Consider the following 24,377-nt stretch of genomic DNA (forward strand, 5'->3'; position numbering starts at 1 on the left):
CATAAGGCCACTGCCCAGGCCAATGGAGGTTATCTTCGCAAATTGAGCCAGTGGCTCTTTGCAAACAACAAGCCGGGAATTGCTGCTCGGCTTGACAACAAGTCGCTGGACAAAGATGCCGAGGCGTTCAGAAAAAGCGGAGGCGAGCGACAGGTCGTTACGGCACTAGCTCATCTCCGGGCCTCCCAGTCTGCGGGCGGGGTCGCACTGAGCGCACGCCACGCCAACCTGAATCCTTATCCGGAGGACGCGGACCTCATCGAAGAGTACAAAGCAGCAGAGTCCCAACCTACTGCCAGGAACTATGCACCCATTCTCACCGGCTTCAGTGACCACCTGCTTAAAAACAACAAGCAGAGCATTGCTGCTCGGCTTTCCGATCCATCGTTGGATGAAGATATCAAGCGCTATCAGGAGGAGCCCGGTAGCAACGCAAAGATCCGTGCCGCGCTGGCTCATCTGCGAAAGTCGCCGGCGGCCGCCCAAGCGATCGAATTCAGGCGCCATGTTCCCCCCGTTCCTGATCCCGAAGAAGCGGTCCTCATGGAGCCGGGGCGCGTCGGGGACGCCGCTGCGCAGGACAGCGCGTCGGAGGGAGCTGTCAGTTCGCCAGTGGTCCTTCCTGCGGTGGGTTACGATCAGGATCTGCTTTGGGCGCTGGCGGACGAAGCTGACCCCTCGTTGCCTCTCGAGCCAACCGCGCGCCATCACTGGTCACCGGACCCCGGAGAATCCTCTCATCCCTTGAACTGGCCCCACGCCCACCAGCAGGCCCCGGACGAGCTGATGGGTGCACTGCCAGGCGAGGAGGTCCTCATCAACGATGAGCATTACGAACCGGAGGCGAGACTAGCGAAGAGGCAGAGGACCTTAGACAATCCGCAAGGTGCCATTGAGCGGCAGCTGAGCGAGATCGAACGTTCAGGCGGCCGCGTGCTGATGCAGGCTCCCATCCAACAACTCGGTGCATCGCCATCGGAGGCGCAGCCCATGATTCAGGCGCGCGGGGACGAATACACTCGGGCGCCGCATCCAGTCACGACGGATGTCGGCGCTGTTGGTTCGCCAGTGGTCCTTCCTGCGGAAGGCTACAATCGGGATCTGCTTTGGGCGATGGTGGAAGACCGCCCACCGTGGTCCGGGCACGCCTCCCCTGAGCAAGCGCAGGAGGCAGAAAAAGTTGGACGGCAGGAACCTGCCGGGTCAGCTTCCACGTGGTCGCTGCAGGTGCCGTCCAACTTTGATTGGAGTAGCAGTCGGCCCGAGGAGATTCGGGGACTGCAGGATGATCAACCCGCTCCGTCGGTTTTCGTCCAAGAGCACGTCGCGTTCGACCCAGAGCAGATGTCTCCGGGGAAGCTTCGGCGAGTGCTCGATCATCTGGATGATCAATCTATGGCTTCTCCGGCCTCCGTCGATCCAGAGGAGCTTCTCCGACTGGAACAGGAGCTTCGCCGGGGCATTCAGGGAGGGCAGAATAATCAACCCGCTCCATCGTTTTCCGTCGGTCCGGATTTCGATCCAGAACAGTTCACTTTTGAACCGGGGGCGCTTCGGCGACTACTGGATGATGAACCGGCGCCCTTCGAAGTGGATCATGTAGCCCGCCATCGTGAAGACGCGGTACTGATCGAGCCGAGGCGCGTCGACAAGGCCGTTGCGCAGGACAGCGCGTGGCAGGAAGCCGGCAGTCGGCCCGAGGAGATTCGGGGACTGCAGGATGATCAACCCGCCCCGTCGGTTTTCGTTCAAGAGCACGTCGCGTTCGGCCCAGAGATGTCTCCGGGGGAGCTTCGGCGAGTGCTCGATCATCTGGATGATCAAGCCATCCCTGCGCCAGCCTCCGTCGATCCAGAGGGGCTTCTCCGACTGGAACAGGAGCTTCGCCAGGGCATTCAGGGAGGGCAGAATAATCAACCCGCTCCATCATTTTCCGTCGGTCCGGATTTCGATCCAGAACAGCTCACTTTTGAACCGGGGGAGCTTCGGCGACTACTGGATGATGAACCGGCGCAGTTGGGGGCATCTAGCTCAGGCCCGGCAGATCAGTAGGCTTACGAGCCGGGCCCGCTGCTGAATCTATCAATGTACCTCCCCTGGACTTCCAGCACGGCCCCCAATGGGCGTCGGAAGACTTCATGCAAGGGATAGCTCGCACAACCTGCTGCCGAGCGCGTCTCAGCCGGAGACAAAATCCCTGTCGGCGGCGTGAACTACACGGCCACATTGCAGGAGGATCAGATTTTTCTGCGCCCAACATGCGCGTTTCGGGTGAGAGCCGCCGCCATCCGGTCACTGTTCGCAAGGCGCAAAGCGGTCGGTCAAGCGTGACGTCTTCGATTGGGGAGCTTTTGTTGGACGTCGAAATTTTGCAGATCGCCCGATTCGTGTCAGGCTGTTGGTGGGTTTGATCGTCCACGCGAGACCGTATACATCATTGGCCATGAGGCCGGGGGCGAACGCGCTGTCCAAGGCGTAAGCCCAAAAGCGTTCGACGTGTTCTCGCACGTGATCAACCCCCGTCTGCCACGGGCGCGGCTTTGATCAGCCAGCGAGAACCAACCAATGGCATCACAACAAGAAGCAGACCAACTCTTGCGCGAATGGCAAGAGCAGCGCGAACACCGTGCTCCGCAGTGTCGCTTGGACACGAAGGGGAGAAAAGTTAATGATGGTGGAGCTACAATTCGTCCCGCTGAACTGGGGTTTGCGCTCTTCATCTAGCTGGTTGCGTTGCGCGAAGAGCTTCGGTGCGTGCCAAGCCGTTGCCGCGATATGTCGAGCGCAATCCTCGAAATGGACGGCTATCGTTTCGCGTCGACGGCGCGCGCACTCCGTTGCCGAACGATACGACGTCGCCGGAATTCCGCGCGGCTTATTCTCGGGCACTTGTCGATGCCACGGCTGCAGAAAGCGATGCGGATGACTGGTCAGAGCTAGAGCGTTTTCATGCTGCGCAACGGGTCGAGCGAGCAGGGGAGTTGCATCATGAGTGAACCGGTAACGATCGAACGCCTCGAACGCGCGCTCGCGATTGCTGCGTACGTCGTCGTGCAGCATGGTCCGCAGTACGCACCCCTCTACAACCGCTTGGACGAGGAGCTGGCGGCCATGCGCGAGAGGGAGAATACCGTAGGGCGCGCCAAGCGCCTGCTCGAAACCTACGGCGGCCCGAGCCTCGCGCTCGCAGCAGGATGAGTTGGACATCAGGTGTTCAAAGCACCGCGGCCCAACCGTGCCGGTTCCATAGCAGGTGAGTAGATGAGGTCCCAGATCATCTCCGGGGCCTCGTGCTTTTACTGGACCTTGTCCGTCAGCTTTTTCATGGCCACAAGCATATCGGACGCGAGCGCTCCCACAGTTTTGGAGTCTATGTCACCGGTCGGTGAAGCCAAGATTGTAGAGCCCGGTTCGGTCGGCTCCGCTATATTTCACGTTGCATACAGCAGGCAGGATCCGAGTCGGCGTCACGATGTGCCCGAAAGCGTCATCTGCGGAGGCTTCGCAACAGGAAATCAAGAGAGCAAAGAGAAGCGCGAAATATCTGGCCATGATGCATTTCCTCTGTGTTCGTGCAGCCCTGACGATGACGAGGCTGGCGCCGATCAGCTCAACCACTCCTAGTTGTGCGCGGAGTCAAGCTCGCGAAAGATGGCCTGGCCGCTCTGGCGCCGCGTGCTGCTGAATCCGATTAATGATTCTGTTGTCTAGTCGCGCGTGCCCAGCCGGCGGCCCTAGCATCCCGCCGCTGACCTGCGGAGAGCTCGTCGATCCTTTCGAGCCGCGAGGCTTCTTTACGGTGCGCTAACCACGCTCGAAACATAGCTGGAGCGACAACCCACGGTTAAACCGGGTGCAACCGGTTGTATCAGACTATCCGCTCCCGTGTGAGGACGGGGGTTCTGTCGTGGCTAAGTCGAATAGGACTGCGGGCAATCGCCTGTATTTTGGTGACAATCTAGACTGGTTGCAGCGGATCGAGTCAAACACCGTTGACTTGGTGTATCTGGATCCGCCCTTTAACTCCAACGCCACGTACAACATTCTATTTCGCTCCCCGGTGGCTGAGGATGCATCATCACAAATCGCCGCCTTCGATGATACGTGGACTTGGGAGAATGGCGCTGAACGAGCTCTCGATCACACTCGGACGCTGAGCCTCGATGCATTCATGCTTCTGGACGCTCTTCGCCGGACCTTTCTGCAGGAAGGCGACGTAATGGCATATCTCGCTATGATGGCTCCGAGGTTGCTTGAAATGCGTCGGGTCATGAAGCCGACCGCAACGCTCTATTTGCACTGTGATCCGAGCAACAGCCACTACCTAAAAATGCTCCTTGACTGCGTGTTCGGGGGGCAGGGTTACATCAACGAAATTAGTTGGAAGAGGACGACAGCCAAATCAGATTATGCGCAGGGAGCGACGCATTATCCCCGCGTGCGCGACGTGCTCTTAGTTTATCGGAAGGACACGACCGCAGCAGCGACCTTTACTCAGCAGTTCGCGGCATACGATGAAGCATACATTGCGAAGAAGTACGGTCTTAAAGACCCTGATGGCCGGGCCTATCAGCTCGATAACATCACTGGACCGGGTGGCGCCGCCAAGGGCAATCCCTCATACGAGGTGATGGGAGTGACGCGGTATTGGCGCTACTCGCGTGAGAAAATGAGCGATCTGATATCCAAAGGTCTGATAGTTCAACCTAGGCCCGGCGCCGTCCCGAGATTTAAGCGATACCTGGACACGATGCCGGGAGTCACGGTGAGTGACGATTGGGGCGATATCAGCGCCATAAATTCGCAGGCTAAAGAGCGCCTTCACTACCCCACACAAAAGCCACTGCAGCTTCTCGAAAGAATACTAGCCACATCAAGCAAAAAGGGTGACTTGATCCTAGACCCGTTTTGCGGGTGCGGTACCGCGATTCACGCAGCGGAAAAGATGGGCCGCGGGTGGATCGGGATTGATGTTACGTACCTTGCCATTCAGGTCATACAAGACCGTTTCAAGACGTGGCTGCCACATGCGGAGTACGAAGTTGACGGCATACCTCGCGACGAACTGTCTGGTAGGAAATTGGCGGCGCTCGATCCCTACCAGTTCCAGCTTTGGGCGGTGGGCAGAGTTGGTGGACAACCGCGCGGGAAGGGCGCTGATCGCGGCATTGATGGTGAAATCATCTTTATGCGAGGCGCTAAGGATTACGGCAGAGCGATCGTCTCAGTTAAGGCCGGAAAAAATGTCAATCCGGATATGGTCAGGGCATTAAAGGGGACAGTTGAGCGCGAAGGCGCGCACATGGGCGTCTTTGTTTGTCTCGATCAGCCATCGAAAGAGATGCGAACCGAAGCTGCGACAGGTCGCAACATAGAACTGCCGGGTGGCATACGGCCTCGCATTCAAATCGTTACGCTCGCCGACCTTCTTACGGGACCGAATTTGGGGATCATAACCAATTTGAACACGGTGCAAGTTGCAGTCGCCGCGAGAGCGGAAGATCGCAAGAAGCCCAAGCGCGGTCCCACCCCGGCGGAGGTCAGGGAGTCGCCCCGCTTCAAGTATCCAATTCGGGGAGGGAAATCGAAAGTCCAAGAAACTCTCCCGATGGACGAGCCTCTTTTGATAGCTCCGCAACCGCGATCCAAAGTCAAACGCCGGCGCAGATCGGCTTAGCTCTGGCGCCGGAAGGCGGGGCGCTCTGATGTGTCGTCTCAATAGCGGCGCGCCCCATCGTTGCCAGGAGCGTCGGCCAGATCGCTGCTACGAAATTCGTCTTTCGGTATGCATTCAGGAAGTACAGCGGCTGAGTCGAGTTTAGGGGCTTTGCATAAAGGTCCAGCAAGACGTGCTCGGGCAGTTCGGATAGTATCGCGGTAAGTCCCTCCGAGTTCTCGTAGGAACGGTAGCCAACGGTGTCGAAGAGACCATCCTTCTGGATGTCTTCAGCTGCGCCTTTGAATGATACATTGACGACCGGTGCGATCGATTTGCGCTTACCGATGCTGTAGCCGATCTTGTAGTAGACGTTCAGATTTGGACGGGTGACGTCGCGGATCAAAACATCTGCGGTCTCGATACCGGCTCTGACTTCATTCGGAATCACGGACCCGAAAATTTCGAGTTGGGGCCAAGCAGTGATCCGAGCCTTCGGTGAATTCTCAACCGCCTTCACAGCGCGGGCGATGTCAGACGCCAAATCAGGTGGAGCGGCCGGGTAGGCCGCATATCCAACCCTGAACTTTGCCATGCTGCTCCCCTGTGGCGGAGGGGGTGTCCTTCGTACTACCCATTACCAACGTTTTTGTGCGTCCCTCTTTGTTTAAAGAAGTGCCCATTTCATAGGGGTTTTTCGTTACGCTCGTCTTTCGCTATTTGCTGTCCTCCTCTACAATCCCGCGCAATTGCTAGGGCACGAAGTAGGGCAGGGAGCAAAACGATGGCTCGGAAAATCAACAGGCTCAACGCGAGATCGGTGGCAACGATCAAGGAATTCGGTCGCCATGCTGACGGCGGCGGCCTCTATCTTTCGATCTCGCCGAATGGCGGCCGGCGTTGGACGTTCTTGTACCGCTGGCACGGCAAGCCTACGGAGCTGGGGTTCGGCTCCGCACGCGACGTAACGCTCGCCCGCGCGCGGGAGCTTGCCGGCGAGGCGCGTGCGCACATTGCGGAGGGCGTCAATCCAAAGGGTGCCAGAAAGCCGGCAGGAGGATCCACATTCGGTGAATGTGCTGACCGGTTAATCGAGGTCATGCGGCCGTCTTGGCGCAACGAGAAGCACGCTGCGCAGTGGACAATGACCCTCCGAGACTATGCCGCTCCCCTTCGGCGCCTACCTGTCGGGGAGGTGACCGTCGATAACGTGCTCGAAGTCCTGAAGCCAATCTGGCAGAGCAAGCCGGAGACCGCCTCGCGCCTTCGCGGCCGGATCGAAAAGGTCTTGGATGCCGCCAAGGCCCAAGGGTTGCGGGCTGGCGAAAATCCGGCGCGCTGGCGCGGACATCTGGACCATCTTTTGCCAAAGCAGTCCAAGCTGACACGCGGCCATCACGCGGCGATGGCCTATGCGGATGTACCCGCATTCATGAACGACTTGAAGTCTCGCGAAGCCGTCGCGGCAAGCGCTCTCGAATTTGCGATCCTCACCGCAGCTCGCACAGGGGAGGTGCTGGGCGCATGCTGGGAAGAAATCGATATCGATCGCGGCGTGTGGACCGTACCGCCGCAGCGGATGAAGGGCGGCATAGAGCATCGGGTACCACTGCCGAAGCGCGCAGTAGCGATCTTGAAGACGCTGCACGAAGTCCGACTCTGCGAATACGTCTTCCCCGGTCAGAAAGCGAAAAAGCCACTGTCCGGGTTGGCTATGGAGATGATGCTTCGCCGCATGAAGATCAAAGACGCGACGCCGCACGGCTTTCGCAGCTCGTTCAGAGATTGGGCCTCCGAATGCACGAACTTCAGCAGAGAGGTTTGTGAGGCTGCGCTCGCCCACGTGATCGAAAGCAAGGTCGAAGCCGCGTATCGGCGCGGCGATCTATTCGAGAAGCGGCGCAAGTTGATGGAAGCTTGGGCGATGTTCGGCTCGACGCCGAAGCGTTGACACGGCTCGCAGATTTCGTTGCTGAAAACGATGATCTCGATAAAGCCCGCGATTTGTTTTGCGGCGACTGATTTTGCATTGTTGCATTGCTTGGTTCGGTCACGGACCTAGGCCGGCGCGTGGCGGTGGGCGGACGCTTCGTCCGCCTGATCGGAACCTTAAGGTCGTAGAATCAATCAACAATTCTTCCCGATGGGTGCACGTGCCCCAACGCAGGCCCTAGCATCGCAATGGCCGCCTAGGGCGGTGATCGGTTGGATAGCGGTAATCCTACTCAGCCTCGGCACTTTGTTCGATGCCGGAGTGAGCGGCCGGAGCCGTAAGCGCGGCTTGCAGTTCTGTGAACACGACGTGCATCAGAATATCTGCGAACACCGGTCCGCCGTAATCTCGTCCCATCGCGACAAAGGCCGCAGCCAAGCGCTTCTCGGGGTTTCCACAGACGCGCGGCTTCCAGTCGGCCGCCGCGATTGCTGGTCCGACGTCGCCGAACCCGTGAAGCGGCCGGTCGTCGCACCCGGCTGTCTGGCGCTTCCTCGAAGGGGCCGTCATCGAGCCATCCCGCGCGACGGCTCACAGGGCGGCACACCATCGTCGGTGAGTAGCCACGCGTCATAGGCGGCCATTGCTAGATCTTGTTGCGCCTGCGTCGCCGGCAGGCCGCCAATCAGCAGCAGCGGCTCTTTCAGCTCCCGCGCACCCGCGCGAGCCCGATCGGCAAAATCATCGAGGGTCTCGTCTGGCAATCTCAGCCACTCGTGAGCGCCGGCTGCGGCGAAGAGCGGTTCGCCCGGAGGCAGCCCGCCGTGAAAGATCACGACGCGGAGCGGCCCACCGGGCGGCAACGAGCCTGAGGGGCTCTCCGCATTCATGCGGCGCTCCAATGCCTCAAGACGGCGGATAAGTTCGCTAGTCATTTAAATCGACCCTCCAGTGCATGGAGTCTGGTTTCCAACTCCTGCGTTTCGATCGCGCGCCGCTGCATTTCGACTACGCCGGCAACCTCTACGGCCTCAGCCGGCGAGAGCTGACCCGCCGCCATCGCCTTTGTGACGGTCGCCAGCGCGCTAACGACATCGGCCGGCGTTTCCAGCTTCGGTAACGGAAACCGCACGGCGCCGCCCCGGCTCGGCGGCATGATACGGTCCAAGATCAATCGGGCCGCCTGCATATCTCCGCGCTTCGCTTTTGAAACGACCTTGCCGATCACGGACTCGATGTCCTGGCTGAGCAACGCCTCAGCCATAACCGTCGTCTTGTTCCGTGCACCTTTCGGGCGGCCTGCATTGCCGGGGGCGAACGGACGCCCCCGCGTTCTTTTCGCGTTTTTACGCAAGGCCATTCCGCTTTGGTGTTACGCGGGGCCGGGCGCGCCGTGCGCGAAGATCGCGCCGCCACCGGACCTGCCATACCGATCGTCGCCGCCGAAGGAGCGCACGCGCATCGGTCTTCGAGCCATTTGGGCGTAAATGGTGCCGTTGCCGACGAAGCGGCGCATGATATGGCCGGTGGGCATATTCTCGGTGATCATGCGATGTTCGAACGGCTTCAGATCGGGCGGGTTGAGACCGGCCTGCAGCGCGTCCGCGCGGATCGCACCAAATGCATTTTCCAGAACTTGGTGATCGTTCGCCAGAGAGCGGAGGTCGACGGACTTCCATTTCGGAGAGTACCGTTGCAGCTGTCTGTGCAGCCTGATGGCATAGTCGACATGGTGCTCGCCAGCCATGGGCGGCTCCGCGGGACTGCCGAGGGTCCTACACACGGCATCGCAACGCGCTTGCGTTTCTGCGAGCTTGTCCACGTCCGTCTTGCGATACATGCGGTCGTGAATTTGCCCTACGCGCGCCGCCAACGCCGAGAATGCGGCAGCATCAATGCTGTCGGCCGCGACCCTTTCAGCCATCACACGATCATCGCCTCCGTCCATCCGGCCGCCCACGTCTCGCGACTGGAGCAGAGTATCGCAGCGTTCTTCGATCGCCGAGATTCGCGCGTCGACTTTTTCGCTGTGATCGGAGAATGCAGTTCCGAGCGCATTGAGCGCGGCCAGCAATTTTTCGAAATCGAGTTCGCTCTTTTCGTCTGACATTTTCAGTCTCTCTGGAGGTTGAAGTGTTGTTGATGACGGCTGATCGGTCCCTGCTGATTTGAATCTATCGCATGCTGCGATCTCGCGCGACTTCTACTTCGCTTGTTACCCTGTGCAGCGGCATCGTTGCGCGCGCTTCGAGATCGTGCGATCATGTTTTCGGTCTTCCAAGATCGTTGCTGATCGTGACCGCAGTCCTCTCTGTTGGATCGCCCGCCGTCCCAAACCGGCGGGCGATCTTTTGAGTCGAGAGATCGGCGCCGGATGTACGCGCCGTCGATCGCATGGCCCGCTGCGTTGCCTAACCAACACCGCAGCGGGCCACTGTCCCAACTGCGAGGCGGAAATGCTGTCCGCCACACAAGGCGCGTACCCACAGTGTTTTTACGTTGATCGTCGCTTCGCGCTCGACACTGTCCTAACAGCTGCCCCAGCATCCGTGAGCGCGATTGCTATTGCCGGCAAGGAGGGCGACCCATTGCTCTTGCACGACGTGAACGCTGGCCGAAGACAAGACGGCCAGAGTTTTCAACAGAAAGTGATAGCGCATCAGAATCTCACGATGTGACGCTAAGCTTTTGATTTTTCAGCAACGGGATTCGTACAACCAAGCACGAGTCTGTACGTGTAAAATTCAGATTGACGCGTGGACACCGTTGTCGACTGATCACGGTTGAAATTTCCCCGTGACCAACGGGGTACGCGCGACTTCCGCTCCCGACTTTCCATTGGGGTCTCGGTTTCGCGAAAAAGTAGCGAACCACGGCGCGTGTGGCTTGGTCGGCCGAGCGCCCCAATGGAGACTTACTAGCCATGCCGCGCGGCGTTCAACCGTCCACGAAAAAGCCAGTCACATCGCGGCGGCACGCGCGCAAGCGCGGCGAAGAGAGGCCCTTTGTATCGCGACAGCTCGCTCCGCTAGCGCCGGAGCAGGTAGAGCCGCTAGCGTACACGATCGACGAAGCTTGTTTGATTGCGAGGGTGGGGCGCAACTCGCTTTACAAGGCAGTCGATTCAGGCGCTCTGCGCGCGCGCAAACTCGGCAAAAAGACCCTGATACTGCGGGAAGATCTTCTGCGCTGGCTGGGGGAATTGCCGCGCTACGAGCCCAAGCGCCGCTTAGTCGCAGCCGAGTGAAATCGTGACCGACAGCAATCTTGTCGCGCAGCTCAACGGGGATTGGCGCGTGACTCTTCTCCACGATAGCGGCGCATGGAAGTGTGCGGCGTGGTCGATCGAGCAACGAAACGGAGGAGCATGGCGGGGCCTGCATGCTATCCGCAGTCGCGCAATGTTGTTCGATCTCGTCCGATCCCGCTGCGGCAACGTCGATCCGGCCGCCGCGTCGATCCTGACCGGCCTGCCGCATTACTCGTACCGCCGTGGTGAGCCCCGGCCGCCTCTAGGCAAGCGGAAAAAACCCATCGCCCCGCCGATGGTCGAGCGCAAGCCGGCCACGTCTGTGATCTCTGAGGCGGCACAGCAATTCTTGAATTGGAGACAAAGCCAGCCGCGCCGATAGCGGCGGAAATAGAAGAAGCCCGCACAGCCTGTGAACTGTGCGGGCTAGAACTGAAACGAACCATGACTAGGGGCATCGCGTCAGCGGCGAGCAATATGATTCAGCATCAGCTAGAAATCAAGTCTCGCGCCGACGATGTCCGTCAACAAAAACGGAGTCGTCGAAAATGACTATGCACGTCGAAAACGTCACCAGCATCAGCAGCGAAATCCAGAGCGTTTTGAATCGCTCGACTCCGGCGCTCGCGCGCTGATCGAACCACCGCGTTTGGTCGGCCGTGGCTCCGCGATTGTGGGTCTGCTCGGTGGCTCCCGCTGCAATCAACGAACCACGGCCGGCCGTCGCGAGAATAGCGACGAGTCGAGATCGGCCATGATCTCGTCGCCGGCATCACGCCGCTGATGAATGACCGCAAGGCGCCGCACCTCAAAGCGGCAGCGCCGCCGGTGCGCTACACGATCTGCGATCGATCGGAAAAGCAACAATTCGCGGGTTCAGGTGAGCCCATTCCTTCCCGCGGCCTATCAGGAGTCCCGGCAACACCGGGAAGCGGTTGTTAGGCAGATCGACATCGTCAGCGGGATGACAACCTGAACCGATCGATCTGCGAGGCGAGCCGAAAAAATCGTCTCAACCACGGAGGCGCTCTCGAAGAGAGCCCAAATTTCGCGGGCGGACATGGCGGGGACAACGCCGTGCGGGCTCCCAGAGAGTCCGAAGGGAAGTTAGTACGCGGGGCCTTTGCTTTGGGTCCTCTCCCTCGTCAGGAGCTACAGTCCGTGGCCTTCGGCCTCAGACTGTAGGCGGAAAGGGTGCAGTAGTGCTCGCGGTCTATGGTTTTTTCCTCAGAGAGTATGCGCGGCGAGGCCGAAGGCCGAGTGGGGAAGACGAGGTGGCATACAGCCGCTTTGTCGGATCTCTTCTCCGCCCCGTCGGGGGCCCACCGTTCTGAAAGCAATATGCAATCTCATTTGATGGGTGACAGCGCCCTAACAGCTGCCCTAGCGCGGGGTACCCGAAAGCCGGCTCAGGCTGCTCCCGAAATGGGTTTCTCCCAGCGCCAACGGAGCGGCGCACCGGGGACCGCTCGGACGTATAGGGGAAAGCTTTTGGTGCCCTCCTGAGCCCCGTACAGAATGGCTCGATTTGGGGTTGGCCCCCGCTATTTTCCTTAATCGGTCGGTGCTACCGTTGGTTGGCCCACTGAGGATGGTTGATGTCATTTGATTGGATTTGCGAAAGTCTGCGACTAACGGTCTTCTCAACCGGGGCCGCCAGCATTACCGGCGAAGATTGGAAGCAGCTCACAGGTCAGGACGAGGCAGGGCAAGAACAAAAAGGGGGCGGTCGCCACATTTTCGTGTCGAACCTGATGGGCGGTCAGCTTTCCCTTGGAGCATACGGAAATCGCTGTGACTGTGTCCTGGCCCCGGGCGTGCAGGAGCCGTCAGCGGTCCCTTCAGTGGGAGCCTGGCCGGGCACTATGTATTCCTTTTTGGAGAAGACGATCCCACTCCTCGAGGCGATGTCGTTCCCGGTCGCCAGAGTGGGGTTCGCCCCGATGTTATTGCTTCCATTCCCAGAACGGCTCGACGCCTACAAGGCTTTGACGTCGCTGGTGAAGTCGATCAAGCATCCAGCTGAAAAATTGCAGGACCTCAACTTTCGTATTAATTGGCCCGTCGCCAGCAAGACCGATAGCACGCTGAGATTGAATCGGATATCTAATTGGTCGGTGGTCCAAATTCAACTGCAGGTTTTCACCCCAGATGCAGTTAATCCTACGGCATTTGCCGACACTATCACGCATGCGCTGCGGCTTGAGCTGGATCATAATACTGATGTCAAGCATGTCACCGCATTTGACGCGGCGTTATTGGCTCCCATATATAAGGAGCTGGCCGACCTTGCGTTGGAAAATGCCATATTAGGCGAAGTTCTGTGACCCGCGCACGCAGTTTCCGAACCAACGACACCACCCCACCTCCGGGCGCAATTTTGCGTGCCGGCGAATCGATGACTGTCGTCGCCGCAGGAGCGAATGGGCCCAACTGGACGAAACCCGACGCCTATCTCCCGAACAGCAACCTGACGACGATTGCCGCGTTTGGCTACGGCACGTTCAACACACCTAAAAATTGTGTCGTCCAATATACCCCGATCGACGTCGATCACTTCTTGCCAGTCCACGGTTTGACCAGTGACAATTTGCTCCTTGGGCAAGCCTGTCTATTCCAAGGCCCTGATAATGATCAGGTGCTGTTGTGGCATGGCGAAATGAATAAGGCGGCGAGCGGGCACTTCTTTTCAATCATTTGCAACAGCGTGATCGTTTCTGAAATTCCAAAGCCTGCGATGTTGTTTTACGGCGGTCCGGCTCAGGCCAATACGCCGCTGCAAGGATATGAAGAATTTCATTCAGCAAATTGGGACGGTCAGGAGGCGGAAGCGATTACGCCTCAGACACTCGCATATGCGCGGAAGTTGATGAAGATCCTGCCGACTACGCTTGGGAAGCCAGACGCGGCCCCGGCTGGTGACGGATCGATTGCGCTGGAATGGGTTCCAGAAGATTTGAACCATAAGCTTGACCGCCTTTTCCTCGACATCGGTCCAGGTGAGCAATGGCGCGCCTATTGGTCGCTCCGGAACGGAGAGTTCGACCGTGTTACGCACGAGGGCTTTTCCGATCGCACGGAAGAGACTCTCCAGAAGATTTTTCAGCAGTTGAGCTCTTAGTGAATGGCGCTCGCGGACGGGGACCCGGCGCCGGAGGGCGATATCTGGTATCGCATCCTCACAAGTAAAGACCACATCACGAAAGGACGTATCCAGCACGCTGCCTTTCAAGGCAAGTTCTTGAATCCGCCTCCGGCTGAAAAGAACCGTCCTTGGAATGCTGAGACGTCAGGCCGTTTGCGTTCCCTTGCTGGGTCGATTGAAGACGTCGGTGCAAACTGCATCGAATACTGCAAAAGGATCAACAGAACATTCTACGGCCTGATGTTTCCGAAAGAGCAGCTCACTGGACAGACAATCGAAAACCTCGTGCTCGGCATCCATTACACCCCGATAGACGGCGGTGATCAGGCGCATTCGGATTTGACGTTCACTGGTAATGTGCCTGCCGAGAAAACTGCCGAACGAGATCGATTCATTTTGGAGTTGAGCAAGAAGTTCAACGCGATCCATCCAGATCAGATCAACCTCTTGCCTGAAGCCAATCTCGAAAACGAGCCAGAAAAAACCGCCTTAGAGCGGGGCAAAGCTGCGCTGTTGACGCTCTTCCACAAAATCCGACCAACCTGAGGCAAGCGCGGTCTTTCTATGCTGCTCGTTCGCTGGCCGTCTCGCAGAGGCTCTCGCATCTGCTAGGGCATCTGCTAGGGCAGAGTTATCCGATTGCCGTAATCTTAAATGGATTCAATAAGATACATAATGAGGGTGGCGGAAGGGGTGGGATTCGAACCCACGATACTCTTGCGCGTTGAATGGCTTCGCGTCCCGTCGAGCTCGGCCCCGGGGACAAGTGTCCACTCCAACATCAACTCTCACTTTCCGCGCTGCGATTCAGTTCACGATTAACGCGATCCTTGACTCGACGGACCGCAAGAAGCTGCAATCTCGTTTGGGTCTTGCCGCTGATCGTCTTGCCATCGATCTTGAAACTGTAGCGCCATTGGCCTGGCAACGCTTCTTGAATGCTGAATTGCACGCCTCTGTGTTGCATAAAATCTTCCAGCCCCATCACGCCCGTTGCCAATGTCCGGCGCCGCGTCGATCGAGTGCAGATTTGATCTATGACTCTTCAATCATGAGAGCGTTGAGCTGACACCGAAAGAGGCCGCCGATCCTATAGGACCGGCGGCGAAGTCAAGGGAGGAAACGCCCGTTAGGGCAGCGGCAGCGAGACTACCGCAAGGCACCGCCAAATCTCTTGGCGGATCTCGAATTAGCATTTTTCGTGACGAGGCTAGAGGATGATCCGCCTACTCATCGAATGGAGATGATGCGAACAGGGCTACGCAGTACTGGCTTCAAGTAGTTCAATTGAGCCTGCACTAAAAGTAAAAGTTGCGTACGCCGCGTACAAATTGAGCTCTTTCGCGCTCTCTCGTTACACCTTCAACAGGTCAGCGCCGTTCGTGCGACATTGTACCGAGCCAGCTTCTCAAGTGGGCAGCTTGCCATCCGTTCGCGAGCCAGGCAGCGCGGGTGCGCGAGAAATCGCCGAGCTCAGGCTCGGAAACTGTCCGCCAATCGCAAGAAATTCATGAGCAACACGTGACCTTGTTGAGTAAGTACCGACTCCGGGTGGAACTGTAGGCCATAAGTTGGTTGATGCCGATGTGCCAAAGCCATGATCTCACCTTCATTCGAACGGGCTGTCACCACGAGATACTGCGCGTCCGTCTCATCGAGTTCGACTGCCAGAGAATGATAGCGTCCAACGGAAAGCGGAGACGGGAGTTGTTCGAACAACCCTCGGCCGTCATGCGTTATGCGTGAGGCTCGGCCGTGCATGGGGCAACGTGCCCGCGCCACGCGACCGCCGAAAACGCTCCCAATACATTGGTGCCCAAGACAGATGCCAAGAATTGGAACGCGACCCGAAAGTTCGCGGACGACGGCAGTGGATATGCCGGCCTCCATTGGCGTGCAGGGGCCGGGAGAGATCACGATTGCACGCGTCTGGAGCGCAGTGAGGTCGGTGAAGCTGATCGCGTCATTCCGGACGACTTGCGTCTCTTCACCGAGCTCGCGGAAATAGCGCGCAATATTGAACACGAAGGAGTCGTAATTGTCGATGATCAAAATCAAAATACACCAGATAGATCGACACCAAAGGCGTCGAAGAGCCGCTGTGCCTTGGCAAGCGTCTCCTCATACTCGGCTTCAGGATCCGACATCGCCGTTATTCCACCCCCTGCATGAAAGACGGCCAGGTCGTCGTCGATCACCACGGTGCGGATCGCAATGTTTGTGTCCATCTGTCCATTGAATCCAATGAAGCCGATTGCCCCGCAATAGACCTCTCGCGCCACTCCCTCGATGTCCGCAACGATCTCCATTGCTCGCACCTTTGGAACGCCGGTAACGGAGCCGCCCGGAAAGCAGGCGCGAAGCAGACTGACGGCGTCTTGGTCCGCAGCAAGCGCGCCCCTGACAACCGAGACGAGATGATGCACTGACGCATAGGATTCCAGGTTGCACAGTGCGGTAACCTCGACCGAATTGTCGGTACAAACGCGTGACAGATCGTTGCGCAGCAGGTCGACGATCATGATGTTTTCGGCACGATCCTTCTCGGACGCCAGAAGGAGTTCGGCGCGGCGTCCATCATCCGCGGAATCGGCGCAACGCGCGATCGTGCCTTTGATCGGGCGCGTTTCGACCCGCCGCCCGTCAAGTTTCAGAAATCGCTCGGGCGAGCTCGATGCGATAGTCAGCCTCTCGTAGCGCAAGAGAGCCGCGAATGGTGCCGGGTTCAATGACCGGAGCTGGCAATAAAAGGTGAGCGGATCGAACAGGGGCGAAACCCTGGCACTGAAGCGTTGCGCGATGTTCGCCTGGAATATATCTCCCTCCAAGATCAAACCGACGACGCGCTGGACCGCTGCGATGAAGCGTTCACGGCTATAGTTCGAATGCCATGTGCCCGCCGTGCCGGGGATTATGATCCGCGGCGATCTTGGCCTGGCAAGCAGTGCTGCAAACTCGTCGGCGCGACGACGCGCGCGCTCGGCTCGTCGAGTGAGGTCCCGCTCCGGCCATCCGGTCGAGACGATCCAGCACCTGTGGTCCCGGTGATCGAAGCTGACCACCACATCGTAAAAATGCAGGATTGATTGGGGCAACCGGAGACCGGGAATTGAGGGCGCCGGCAGCCGCTCGAGCGTTCGGTTCAGATCGTAAGCAAGGAAGCCGGCTGCGCCGCCCTGGAACGGGGGAAGATCGGGGCGATGCGCTTCTTTGTATCTGGCAAGAAGGTCGCGGAGGACTTTCCATGGATCGCCTATAAGTGCCTCTCCATTCCAACTTGCTTGTCCATTGGCAACCAAATAGGTGCTGAACGGCTCGCAGGCCAGATATGAGTAACGCCCAAGCAGCTCATGGCGTGTCGCGCTATCGAGAAAGGTAAGGTGTGGCCGCTTCGCAAGGCATCGCAGCGCGTTGACAGGATCAATCCACGGCAACTCGCGGACATTCATGGGCTAAGCTATCGGTTGCCGACGACCAGCAGGTTGCGAGGCCCGCTCCGATCGTGATGCCGTCTTGGAACAAACGCTCCTTCCGTCCGATGCGTACAAGACCGTGAGTTCGATCATCAGGCTACTTGCGGCTGGATGGTCGGCTGCGCCGAGCAACTTGGCTTAGGCCTGCGGTTCCGGCGAAATACACATTTGTTGACAGCTCGTAGTCAGCCGCAAACCGCAGCTCCCGGAGTGGCCGTACGCGCCGGATCGCTTCTCGATACAAATCGTGCGTTTTGTACGCAGCGAGATCCGCCTCGCTGTCGAATTCACCATACACCACGACATCGATGTCGTTGCCCAGCTGATCGCCCTTGCCGTTGCGGGCAATCTCGAGCCGGCGTGCACTTGGGATAGAGGTAAGAACCGACAGACCTTCAATGATTTGGTCGATATCGGCCTTTTCCTTGGCTGTGAAGAAGACGATGTGACGGATCATGGTGGCCGTAAATCTAACGCGCAAGTTGGCTGCCTTCTATATCGGGATCTAGCTCGAGGCAATGCCGGTTGGCTTCGACAGCCGAAGAAAGGGCACGATCGGCGAACGTCCAGACGCCGTGTTTTGGGCCGACGCGAATTCGATCTTCGTGGGCAACTTGCTTTTGACAAACCGTGATCGTAAGTCGACGCAACGCGATTGGCCGGCCCGGCACGACGTCAGGTCCGCAACCTCGCTCGGTCAAACAGCGCAGCACGTGCACCGTGAACACTTCAGGATAGACGATCCATGCAGGTCACATTGATGAAGGGAAAAATCCATCGCGCCTCGGTGACCCAGGCCGATCTGCACTATGAAGGCTCGATATCGATAGATCGTAGGTTGCTGGATGCGGCGGGTTTCTTGATCAACGAACGCGTCGAAATCTACAATATCGAAACCGGAGCGCGGTTCGCCACTTATGTGATCGAGGCTCCGGAAGGATCGGGCACAATAGGTCTAAATGGCGCGGCCGCGCGACTCGCGATGACCGGGGACAAAGTGATCATCGTTGCATATGCCTCTTTTGACGAGATGGAAGCCAATGCATTCAAGCCGCGCATCGTGCTGGTTGATGCGGAAAATCGCATCTTGGCGGCCTGAAAGCGAAAGGGTCGAATCATTTGGCATTCGACAGGCCATGGACTCCTGCTCGATACAGCGGAAACAATGAGCTTAATCGAGCCGACCAACGTGACCGAGTACGTAAGCCGCCGTGTACCTTTTCGAATGACACCACCGGCTGCGCTGCTTCAGGCCGCGGACAGGGCTGATGGTGCTTCGAATGGTGATTTCGCGCCAGCAAGCGCAGCGCGTATGAAGACGGCCATCTTGGCTACTCGAGGGCGGAAGGCGGTCGGGGCGACGGGGCGGGGCTCCTGCGCAGCTAGCGGGGAGCACGACAGTCTCGAAGCGGTAGCTGCCCTCTTCTTTTGGGAAGAGACGGCGGTTGTTCTTTGGCAAGATTATCGTGATCGATGAAGCGAAAGTCGGCCCAGCCCGCTCGGCGCCTCCACAAATAATCGTGCGCACAAGTCGAAACGCGAAACTGTGGCGGCCGATAGGGGGCGATCGATGTTTCCGGCCAGAGAAGCCGTACAGTGGTCGCTCGACGCGTACCGTTTTTTCATCTGTTTGGATACATCCTGCCGCACGTAAATTCCTTGGTCCGATCCGAACAATATTTGTGCGTCGACAACAATCTCAATCTGTCACAACGCATGAAACGCACTCAGGGATGGCGCGATGGCATGCGCGGCAAACTTCCATCGTCCAACATATTAAGTTCGACATCCGGCCGCTTGCAGAGCGCAACAGAGCATCGATCTTGCCCGAACGGCAGGGAGCCTGGGATACAAAGCAGATGCTCAGGTCATTTCGCTTCGACCGCACAGGTCGTTTTGGCAGTATCGGCGCTCCCAGGGGGCCCGGTACAGCGGTTCACAAAGCGTGGGCGATCCGATCCTTGCGCAGGTTGTTTCCGCAACTCGCGGATATTGGGACCGCAACGTAATCGCTTGCATAGCCGCCGGTCTCATGCTGGCCCACTCGGTCAAATCGCCAGCCGGATTAGCCGAATAGGCACGGAGAGCGAAATTATCTGTCGTCGGCACAGCGGGCGCCCTCATTGTCGTCTGAAACGTAGCAATGGCAGAGCTGTCGCGTTGTCCATCACGGGTCGCGTTGGGAACGTCACTGTCCGCAAAACGATGATGCGATGAGCCAGCTCAGCTGCCCAAGCCGGGCAGCCAGCTGACCGCTGTAGGAATTGGAGTGTCTGGACCCTTCAAGGGGGAATGCTAGATGAACGGCTACGTTTGATGCAGCACGATAGCGGCGGCGACGTCTGCGCCCAGCCGCTCATGGGGAACAGGGAAAACAGCGGCTTCCTCATTATTCGAGGCCACGCTCTGCGAGCACCCGGTGCATGACCTCGCCTTTGATCTCGCCTGCGATTTCGTTTCGGACTTGGGCTCCGAGCACCCGCTCGGCATCCGGGTCGCCTAGCAGACCATGCTCGGCCAGTCGCTGCTCCAACCGGGTTTGAAACTCCTCGCCCATGGCCTCGACGAGGCGGTCTTGCATTGCTGCATGTTCGTCCGGGGCGATGCGCCTCAGCACCGTCTCCCAGGGTTGCCAGCGGGTTGCCATGTAGTCGGTGAATTGGTTCGCTTCCTGCTCCCGAACCAGGTCCAGCGCCCGCGCCGCATCATCCGGGGTCACGTGAGAGACCGCCAGGAAGCGCATGTCAGGGGCGACGTGACTGAGCTCGAGCGGCTCGCGCAGCAAATGTTGATAGGCCAGGTAGACTTCGACGTCGTCTATGCTCGGGTCGACGCTGAGGAGCGAGTTGACCCTGTCGCGCGCGATCGCGTCCAGCGCCTCCAAGCGGAACGCAACACGGCCGCGCTGGATCAGTTCGCCAAGCCGATCGTCATATCGACCGTCCTCGACGTCAGCGTTAAGGCGCGCGGTCTGCATACCGTTCCAGTGCAAAGTAACACGATCCTCGCAGCTCGCGTTGGCCTCGGAAGCCTGTGTGAAAAACTGCTCGCGCAATCTCGGATTGGCCGCCGCCTGTCGCAGGTCATCAGCCACTGCCTGCCGAAACTCGCCATTGCCATAGTTCACGGTCCCTCGCAGCCTCTCCAGGAACCGCGCGTAGTCCTGGGCGCCAGGCTCATCCGCAAAGTGCTGCCATTCGGCCAGCGTCGCCGGGTCGTCGGCGAGCCAGTGCGCGGCAGCCTCATATAAAGATTGCTGTGCAAGCTGCGGTGGCATTGCAACCGCCGCCAGATTAGCGAGGACATCGTCCGGCAGCGGGTTATCCCCGAACTCGAGGTTCTCCAAATGCGGGTAGTTGAGACTAAGATGCGGTACAAGACCCTCAACAAGACCCTCAGGCAGGCTGGTCAGCTGGTTGCCGCTAAGATTGAGCGATTGGAGCGTGCTCGGAAGGGGGTCGGGGAGGTTGGCCAATTGATTGCTGCTGACATCGAGTTCAATGAGCCCCCATGGGAGGGATTCGGGGAGGTCGGTCAGGTGATTTCCACTAACCGCGAGCGAAGTGAGCCTGCTCGGGAGAGGGTCGGGCAGGCTACTGAGTCGGTTGTCATTTGCGTTCAGGATCTCGAGCCCCGCCGGGAGGTTGGCCGGCAGACCGGTCAAGCTGTTATCGGCCACCTCTAGCCGGGAGAGAGTCGCCGGAAGAGCGTCCGGCAAACTGGTCAACCGGTTATGGCTAATGAGAAGATGCTGGAGACCGGGTGGGAGCGTAGCGGGCAGGCTGCTTAGCTCGTTGTGCCTGGCGCGCAGTTCCAGCAACCTTGGCGGCAGGGCGGCGGGCAAAGCGGTCAGGGAGAGGGAGGACAAATCTAGCGAATGCGAGCCCGTGTTGTCCGCAGCCCTAATTCGCGAGCGCCCCTCTCGCCGATTCTCGGCTTCGCCCCGCCCCTCTTCGGCAACCCAGTTTTCCAGGACCCGCGCGCGCGAGGAGGCGGGGGTCCGATACCCTGTCAAGGCTTCGACCCAATCCGCCACGGCTCGGTTGAAGCCGCCGAGGTAGCTTTCCTGCTCCCCCTCATCAAAAGTGTCCGGGGAAGAACCTGCACTCCGCTGCGCCTGTCCTGCGTCCATCAATTTCTCCATCGTCAGAACAAAGAATACGCCCGCCGCTTCTCAGCCGCGAAGCAGGTGGTTGTGATGGCCATTCGAGAGCCAGCGCACGTGCGCTGCGGCTCCAGCCCCGACTCGAGCCGATACAGGTTCACACGAATCCCACCGCGGCAAATGGATCGATACTGGCTGCGAGGCTTCCTGCCATTTCGTTGACCAGATAAGTCCGGAGGACCGTCAACGTGGAAGCGTTCTGCCCTTAGCAAGCCTACCTGTCGATCAGCTGACGAGTGGCGCTGCCGAACATCCTTTCGCTCGACTGTTGCCATCAGCGACCAAAGTGGGTCCACCTTGCGTAGCCGATATCGGCGACACTTGGCCGATCTGCCGTTGGCCCGGCGGGTCGTATCGCTCCTGGTGATCACCCGCCGCTTCCGCTGCGACGCCGTCCTGTGCGGACGCCAGATCTTCCTGAGCATTTCGCCGACGGATATTGGCGCCATCGGCGCGACGCACGGGCGCGGCTGGACGCTATCGTCCATTATCTCGATCTGGTGCTTGGCGGCCGACCCGCAGCGGGCTTCGCAAAACGCCTGATGCTGCCAGTAAGCAGACACGCTTCTGCGTGTGTCCGACGCCGCAGCCGTTCGCCGGCCGATTGCCTCAAGGTCATCGGCGTCGACGACTGGGCCTGGCTGCGCAATCACCGATACGCCGGCATCATCCGCAATCTAGAAAGGCGTCACCTTGCTGTCGGATCGCGAGCCCGTGACCGCCCAGCGCGAAGGGGCGAGGTGTTTCGGACGTCCTGCCCGCCTAAATTGACGATCGCAGCGACAATCTTCTGGCTTAGCTGATCGTGCAAGCCTTTCCGGCCGATCCCGTCAACACCGGCCCGGCTTTGTTCTGGAAGACGCCGTCATTTCAAGTTCCCTGGAGCCGGTGGACGGCGACGAGAACGCCGGAATTGTCTTCACCCAGGCCTCCCAGAAAGCCACATGGCGCGTTGTGTCCGGCATGACAGCCGGTCTCGTTACGCAGTTACCAATCTCTTCGTCATCTTCGGTCCACATCGGGGTTGGCGCCACGTCGAGGTCACCGACCGTCACGTCGCTGTGGACTGCACTCACTGCATGCGTGATCTTGCCGACGTCCATTATCCCGCCGCCTGCCATGACCCGCCATGAAAGAGGAAGCATAGGCGAACAGCTAGTCCAGTCGGGGCAAATTCCCTGAATCGCGGAGTCTTGGATCTTGCCCAATCTTACCCAACGTTCGTTTGAAAAGCCGCTCTAGGTGGAAAAATGACGGATTAGCATCCCTGCACTGCGGCCCTGGAAGAGGAGGGCGCGTGGGTTTACGGGCCAAAGAGCCCAGAGGAGGGAATGATGACAAGGAAGCTCGCCGCTTTTCGCGGTTGTTCGATGAGTCTTGCCCGAAACGTTCTCATCTGCTCCACGCTTTTGGCCGGAACGGCCATGGCGTTTACCCAAGCCAAGGCTGACGATATCAATTGGCGCCAGTTCGAAGGCGCGTCGATCGTCTGGGCCTACGACATTCATCCGTATGCCGACGCGGTCGCGGCCCAGTTGCCGGAGTTCGAGAAGCTCACGGGCATCAAAGTGACGCCGGAGCTTTATCCGGACGATGCCTATTGGAATAAGTTGACAATCCAGCTCAGTACCAAGTCATCGAGCTGGGACGTTGTGGGTACGGGCATTCAACCAGCTTGGGATCTTGCGCCAGGTCAATTGCTTGAGCCGCTCGACCGCTATCTGAACGATCCGAAACTCACGGCGGCGGGTTACGACTACAAGGATTTCTTCCCTGCACTTCGGGATGCGCTGACCTGGAAGGTCAAAGAAGGGCAGATCGAGCCGGGAAGCGGACAGGTCTGGGCCATTCCGCATGGCTTTGAGAACATCCAGCTGTTCTACCGCAAGGACATCCTCGATAAGTACGGCGTTAAGGTCCCAACGACTCCGCCGGAGATGTCCGCGGCCTGCGAAAAACTGAAGGCTGCGGACCCCGCGATCACACCTTTGGGCGTGCGCGGCGTGCGATTTTGGAGCAGCATCCACACGGCTGCGATCTCGATTGCCAGGTCCTACGGGGTGCATGATTTCGTCGTCAAGGACGGCAAGGTGGACACCGGCCTCGACTCGCCAGAGTCGATCGCGTTCCACAAGGACTATGTGGACATGATCAAGAAGTGCGCGGCTCCGTCCTTTGCCAACGACAACTGGTATCAGGTGGTCGATGGCATCAATTCGGGAAGAACGGCGATGGCGATCGATTCCAATATGTTTGGCTTTTGGAATGACGTGGCCGGCAAGCCTGCCTCGGGGAAGATCGCGTTCGCCCCTCCGCTGCGCGCTCCCAACAGCAAGAATTTCGAATCCAACATCTGGATCTGGTCTCTTGCGATGAATGCCGCGTCTCGGAAGAAGGGGGCAGCCTGGATGTTCATCCAATGGGCAACGTCGAAGCAGGTCGAGCTGAACAGCGCCGTCGCCGGCAAGCTCGTTAACTCTCCGCGTGCCTCTACCTGGAGTGACAAGGCCTGGCTCGAATATGCGGCAAAGCCGGAGTTCAATAACTTCGTCGATACGTTCAAGACCGTGCAGGATAGAGCGAAACTCGCATTTACAGCTCGTGTTGGCTTTGCAGAAGCAATGAATGCTTGGGCCGTCGCTATGCAAAAAATGGTCAATGGAGCTGACGTGAAGGCCACGCTGGCCGACCTCGCCTCCGAGATCCGCTCGTCCATGTGAAACGCGCTGGGCGGAGAGCACATCGCCGCCCCTGC

At 58.9% G+C, this 24,377-nt stretch carries 25 protein-coding genes and 2 pseudogenes; 15 read left to right on the forward strand and 12 right to left on the reverse strand.

Going from position 1 to position 24,377, the window contains the following annotated elements; all coding sequences use genetic code 11:
* The 3 genes and pseudogenes from H8B02_RS18245 to H8B02_RS18255 all read left to right on the forward strand — a co-directional run.
* Window positions 1-2,052 (forward strand): annotated as a pseudogene (locus H8B02_RS18245) (hypothetical protein); the annotation flags it as partial.
* 698 nt (window positions 2,053-2,750) lie between these two features.
* Window positions 2,751-2,996 carry a hypothetical protein gene (locus H8B02_RS18250; protein WP_229167501.1) on the forward strand — a complete coding sequence of 82 codons (246 nt, stop codon included), beginning with the start codon at window positions 2,751-2,753 and terminating at the stop codon, window positions 2,994-2,996.
* Entirely contained in the window at window positions 2,989-3,198 is a 210-nt protein-coding gene (locus H8B02_RS18255; RefSeq protein WP_229167502.1) for a hypothetical protein, read from the forward strand. Before H8B02_RS18250 ends, H8B02_RS18255 begins: the two co-directional genes overlap by 8 nt.
* Before the next feature lie 177 nt (window positions 3,199-3,375).
* Here H8B02_RS18255 and H8B02_RS18260 read toward each other — a convergent pair whose 3' ends face one another.
* Window positions 3,376-3,552 (reverse strand): hypothetical protein, encoded by a 177-nt coding sequence (locus tag H8B02_RS18260; RefSeq protein ID WP_229167503.1) that lies wholly within the window; start codon window positions 3,550-3,552, stop codon window positions 3,376-3,378.
* 355 nt (window positions 3,553-3,907) lie between these two features.
* On the opposite strand from H8B02_RS18260, the gene H8B02_RS18265 reads away from it, so the two are divergent.
* Window positions 3,908-5,677: a DNA methyltransferase gene (locus H8B02_RS18265; RefSeq protein ID WP_229167504.1), complete on the forward strand. Its 1,770-nt coding sequence runs from the start codon at window positions 3,908-3,910 to the stop codon at window positions 5,675-5,677.
* On the opposite strand, the gene H8B02_RS18270 is transcribed toward H8B02_RS18265, so the two are convergent.
* Complete coding sequence (locus H8B02_RS18270; protein ID WP_229167505.1) at window positions 5,652-6,251, reverse strand: hypothetical protein; 600 nt, start codon at window positions 6,249-6,251, stop codon at window positions 5,652-5,654. The two genes, H8B02_RS18265 and H8B02_RS18270, sit on opposite strands and share 26 nt — an antisense overlap.
* 189 nt (window positions 6,252-6,440) lie before the next feature.
* Between H8B02_RS18270 and H8B02_RS18275 the strand changes: the two genes are divergently transcribed.
* The gene (locus H8B02_RS18275; RefSeq protein ID WP_229167506.1) at window positions 6,441-7,607 is read left to right on the forward strand and encodes a tyrosine-type recombinase/integrase; all 1,167 of its coding nucleotides are present in this window, start codon (window positions 6,441-6,443) and stop codon (window positions 7,605-7,607) included.
* Between the two features lie 270 nt (window positions 7,608-7,877).
* On the opposite strand, the gene H8B02_RS18280 is transcribed toward H8B02_RS18275, so the two are convergent.
* From H8B02_RS18280 to H8B02_RS18295, 4 genes are read right to left on the reverse strand one after another with little or no spacing between them, the layout of a single operon-like run.
* On the reverse strand, window positions 7,878-8,159 hold the full coding sequence (locus H8B02_RS18280; protein ID WP_229167507.1) for a hypothetical protein: 282 nt from the start codon (window positions 8,157-8,159) through the stop codon (window positions 7,878-7,880).
* Window positions 8,156-8,479, reverse strand: coding sequence for a hypothetical protein (locus H8B02_RS18285; protein WP_229167508.1), 324 nt, complete (start codon window positions 8,477-8,479; stop codon window positions 8,156-8,158). Before H8B02_RS18285 ends, H8B02_RS18280 begins: the two co-directional genes overlap by 4 nt.
* Before the next feature lie 41 nt (window positions 8,480-8,520).
* Window positions 8,521-8,949: a DUF5681 domain-containing protein gene (locus tag H8B02_RS18290; RefSeq protein WP_376711676.1), complete on the reverse strand. Its 429-nt coding sequence runs from the start codon at window positions 8,947-8,949 to the stop codon at window positions 8,521-8,523.
* A 12-nt stretch (window positions 8,950-8,961) separates the two neighbouring features.
* Window positions 8,962-9,699, reverse strand: coding sequence for a hypothetical protein (locus H8B02_RS18295; protein WP_229167510.1), 738 nt, complete (start codon window positions 9,697-9,699; stop codon window positions 8,962-8,964).
* 813 nt (window positions 9,700-10,512) lie between these two features.
* On the opposite strand from H8B02_RS18295, the gene H8B02_RS18300 reads away from it, so the two are divergent.
* The 6 genes from H8B02_RS18300 (at window position 10,513) to H8B02_RS18325 (ending at window position 14,530) form a co-directional block, all read left to right on the forward strand.
* Window positions 10,513-10,836, forward strand: coding sequence for a helix-turn-helix domain-containing protein (locus H8B02_RS18300; RefSeq protein ID WP_229167511.1), 324 nt, complete (start codon window positions 10,513-10,515; stop codon window positions 10,834-10,836).
* Between the two features lie 4 nt (window positions 10,837-10,840).
* Window positions 10,841-11,221, forward strand: a complete 381-nt coding sequence (locus H8B02_RS18305; protein ID WP_229167512.1) for a hypothetical protein — start codon at window positions 10,841-10,843, stop codon at window positions 11,219-11,221.
* Between the two features lie 135 nt (window positions 11,222-11,356).
* The gene (locus H8B02_RS18310) at window positions 11,357-11,623 is read left to right on the forward strand and encodes a hypothetical protein (RefSeq protein WP_229167513.1); all 267 of its coding nucleotides are present in this window, start codon (window positions 11,357-11,359) and stop codon (window positions 11,621-11,623) included.
* Window positions 11,624-12,437: 814 nt separating this feature from the next.
* Complete coding sequence (locus H8B02_RS18315; RefSeq protein WP_229167514.1) at window positions 12,438-13,166, forward strand: hypothetical protein; 729 nt, start codon at window positions 12,438-12,440, stop codon at window positions 13,164-13,166.
* Window positions 13,163-13,960 carry a hypothetical protein gene (locus H8B02_RS18320; RefSeq protein ID WP_229167515.1) on the forward strand — a complete coding sequence of 266 codons (798 nt, stop codon included), beginning with the start codon at window positions 13,163-13,165 and terminating at the stop codon, window positions 13,958-13,960. The genes H8B02_RS18315 and H8B02_RS18320 overlap by 4 nt, the downstream gene beginning before the upstream one ends.
* 3 nt (window positions 13,961-13,963) lie before the next feature.
* Window positions 13,964-14,530, forward strand: a complete 567-nt coding sequence (locus tag H8B02_RS18325) for a hypothetical protein (protein WP_229167516.1) — start codon at window positions 13,964-13,966, stop codon at window positions 14,528-14,530.
* A 235-nt stretch (window positions 14,531-14,765) separates the two neighbouring features.
* On the opposite strand, the gene H8B02_RS18330 is transcribed toward H8B02_RS18325, so the two are convergent.
* The 4 genes from H8B02_RS18330 to H8B02_RS18345 form a co-directional block, all read right to left on the reverse strand.
* Entirely contained in the window at window positions 14,766-14,984 is a 219-nt protein-coding gene (locus tag H8B02_RS18330; RefSeq protein WP_229167517.1) for a hypothetical protein, read from the reverse strand.
* 473 nt (window positions 14,985-15,457) lie between these two features.
* Window positions 15,458-16,042, reverse strand: coding sequence for an anthranilate synthase component II (locus H8B02_RS18335; protein WP_229167518.1), 585 nt, complete (start codon window positions 16,040-16,042; stop codon window positions 15,458-15,460).
* Window positions 16,039-17,433: an aminodeoxychorismate synthase component I gene (pabB, locus tag H8B02_RS18340; RefSeq protein ID WP_229167519.1), complete on the reverse strand. Its 1,395-nt coding sequence runs from the start codon at window positions 17,431-17,433 to the stop codon at window positions 16,039-16,041. The genes H8B02_RS18335 and pabB overlap by 4 nt, the downstream gene beginning before the upstream one ends.
* A 121-nt stretch (window positions 17,434-17,554) precedes the next feature.
* Window positions 17,555-17,914 carry a Dabb family protein gene (locus tag H8B02_RS18345; protein WP_229167520.1) on the reverse strand — a complete coding sequence of 120 codons (360 nt, stop codon included), beginning with the start codon at window positions 17,912-17,914 and terminating at the stop codon, window positions 17,555-17,557.
* Window positions 17,915-18,202: 288 nt separating this feature from the next.
* Between H8B02_RS18345 and panD the strand changes: the two genes are divergently transcribed.
* Window positions 18,203-18,556, forward strand: coding sequence for an aspartate 1-decarboxylase (panD, locus tag H8B02_RS18350; RefSeq protein ID WP_229167521.1), 354 nt, complete (start codon window positions 18,203-18,205; stop codon window positions 18,554-18,556).
* A gap of 715 nt (window positions 18,557-19,271) precedes the next feature.
* Window positions 19,272-19,451, forward strand: a pseudogene (locus H8B02_RS18355) (FAD-dependent oxidoreductase); the annotation flags it as partial.
* 395 nt (window positions 19,452-19,846) lie between these two features.
* On the opposite strand, the gene nopM reads toward H8B02_RS18355, so the two are convergent.
* Window positions 19,847-21,589 carry a T3SS effector NEL-type E3 ubiquitin ligase NopM gene (gene nopM, locus H8B02_RS18360; RefSeq protein ID WP_229167522.1) on the reverse strand — a complete coding sequence of 581 codons (1,743 nt, stop codon included), beginning with the start codon at window positions 21,587-21,589 and terminating at the stop codon, window positions 19,847-19,849.
* A gap of 354 nt (window positions 21,590-21,943) precedes the next feature.
* Here nopM and H8B02_RS18365 point away from each other — a divergent pair, with 354 nt between their 5' ends.
* A complete protein-coding gene (locus H8B02_RS18365) occupies window positions 21,944-22,165 on the forward strand; it encodes a hypothetical protein (protein ID WP_229167523.1) in 222 nt (73 codons plus the stop codon).
* Window positions 22,166-22,452: 287 nt separating this feature from the next.
* Here H8B02_RS18365 and H8B02_RS18370 read toward each other — a convergent pair whose 3' ends face one another.
* Window positions 22,453-22,725 (reverse strand): hypothetical protein, encoded by a 273-nt coding sequence (locus H8B02_RS18370; RefSeq protein ID WP_229167524.1) that lies wholly within the window; start codon window positions 22,723-22,725, stop codon window positions 22,453-22,455.
* Between the two features lie 231 nt (window positions 22,726-22,956).
* Between H8B02_RS18370 and H8B02_RS18375 the strand changes: the two genes are divergently transcribed.
* A complete protein-coding gene (locus H8B02_RS18375) occupies window positions 22,957-24,342 on the forward strand; it encodes an ABC transporter substrate-binding protein (protein WP_229167525.1) in 1,386 nt (461 codons plus the stop codon).
* The last annotated feature ends 35 nt before the right edge of the window (window positions 24,343-24,377 follow it).

The sequence above is a fragment of the Bradyrhizobium altum genome (assembly GCF_020889705.1).
Classification (GTDB): domain Bacteria; phylum Pseudomonadota; class Alphaproteobacteria; order Rhizobiales; family Xanthobacteraceae; genus Bradyrhizobium; species Bradyrhizobium altum.

Coding starts and splice junctions, on each gene's coding strand:
- H8B02_RS18255 (WP_229167502.1), top strand. CDS start 2,989: ATGAGTGAACCGGTAACGATCGAACGCCTCGAACGCGCGCTCGCGATT.
- H8B02_RS18260 (WP_229167503.1), bottom strand. CDS start 3,552: ATGGCCAGATATTTCGCGCTTCTCTTTGCTCTCTTGATTTCCTGTTGC.
- H8B02_RS18270 (WP_229167505.1), bottom strand. CDS start 6,251: ATGGCAAAGTTCAGGGTTGGATATGCGGCCTACCCGGCCGCTCCACCT.
- H8B02_RS18275 (WP_229167506.1), top strand. CDS start 6,441: ATGGCTCGGAAAATCAACAGGCTCAACGCGAGATCGGTGGCAACGATC.
- H8B02_RS18280 (WP_229167507.1), bottom strand. CDS start 8,159: ATGACGGCCCCTTCGAGGAAGCGCCAGACAGCCGGGTGCGACGACCGG.
- H8B02_RS18285 (WP_229167508.1), bottom strand. CDS start 8,479: ATGAATGCGGAGAGCCCCTCAGGCTCGTTGCCGCCCGGTGGGCCGCTC.
- H8B02_RS18290 (WP_376711676.1), bottom strand. CDS start 8,949: ATGGCCTTGCGTAAAAACGCGAAAAGAACGCGGGGGCGTCCGTTCGCC.
- H8B02_RS18295 (WP_229167510.1), bottom strand. CDS start 9,699: ATGTCAGACGAAAAGAGCGAACTCGATTTCGAAAAATTGCTGGCCGCG.
- H8B02_RS18300 (WP_229167511.1), top strand. CDS start 10,513: ATGCCGCGCGGCGTTCAACCGTCCACGAAAAAGCCAGTCACATCGCGG.
- H8B02_RS18310 (WP_229167513.1), top strand. CDS start 11,357: ATGTCCGTCAACAAAAACGGAGTCGTCGAAAATGACTATGCACGTCGA.
- H8B02_RS18315 (WP_229167514.1), top strand. CDS start 12,438: ATGTCATTTGATTGGATTTGCGAAAGTCTGCGACTAACGGTCTTCTCA.
- H8B02_RS18325 (WP_229167516.1), top strand. CDS start 13,964: ATGGCGCTCGCGGACGGGGACCCGGCGCCGGAGGGCGATATCTGGTAT.
- pabB (WP_229167519.1), bottom strand. CDS start 17,433: ATGAATGTCCGCGAGTTGCCGTGGATTGATCCTGTCAACGCGCTGCGA.
- H8B02_RS18345 (WP_229167520.1), bottom strand. CDS start 17,914: ATGATCCGTCACATCGTCTTCTTCACAGCCAAGGAAAAGGCCGATATC.
- panD (WP_229167521.1), top strand. CDS start 18,203: ATGCAGGTCACATTGATGAAGGGAAAAATCCATCGCGCCTCGGTGACC.
- nopM (WP_229167522.1), bottom strand. CDS start 21,589: ATGGACGCAGGACAGGCGCAGCGGAGTGCAGGTTCTTCCCCGGACACT.
- H8B02_RS18370 (WP_229167524.1), bottom strand. CDS start 22,725: ATGGACGTCGGCAAGATCACGCATGCAGTGAGTGCAGTCCACAGCGAC.
- H8B02_RS18375 (WP_229167525.1), top strand. CDS start 22,957: ATGACAAGGAAGCTCGCCGCTTTTCGCGGTTGTTCGATGAGTCTTGCC.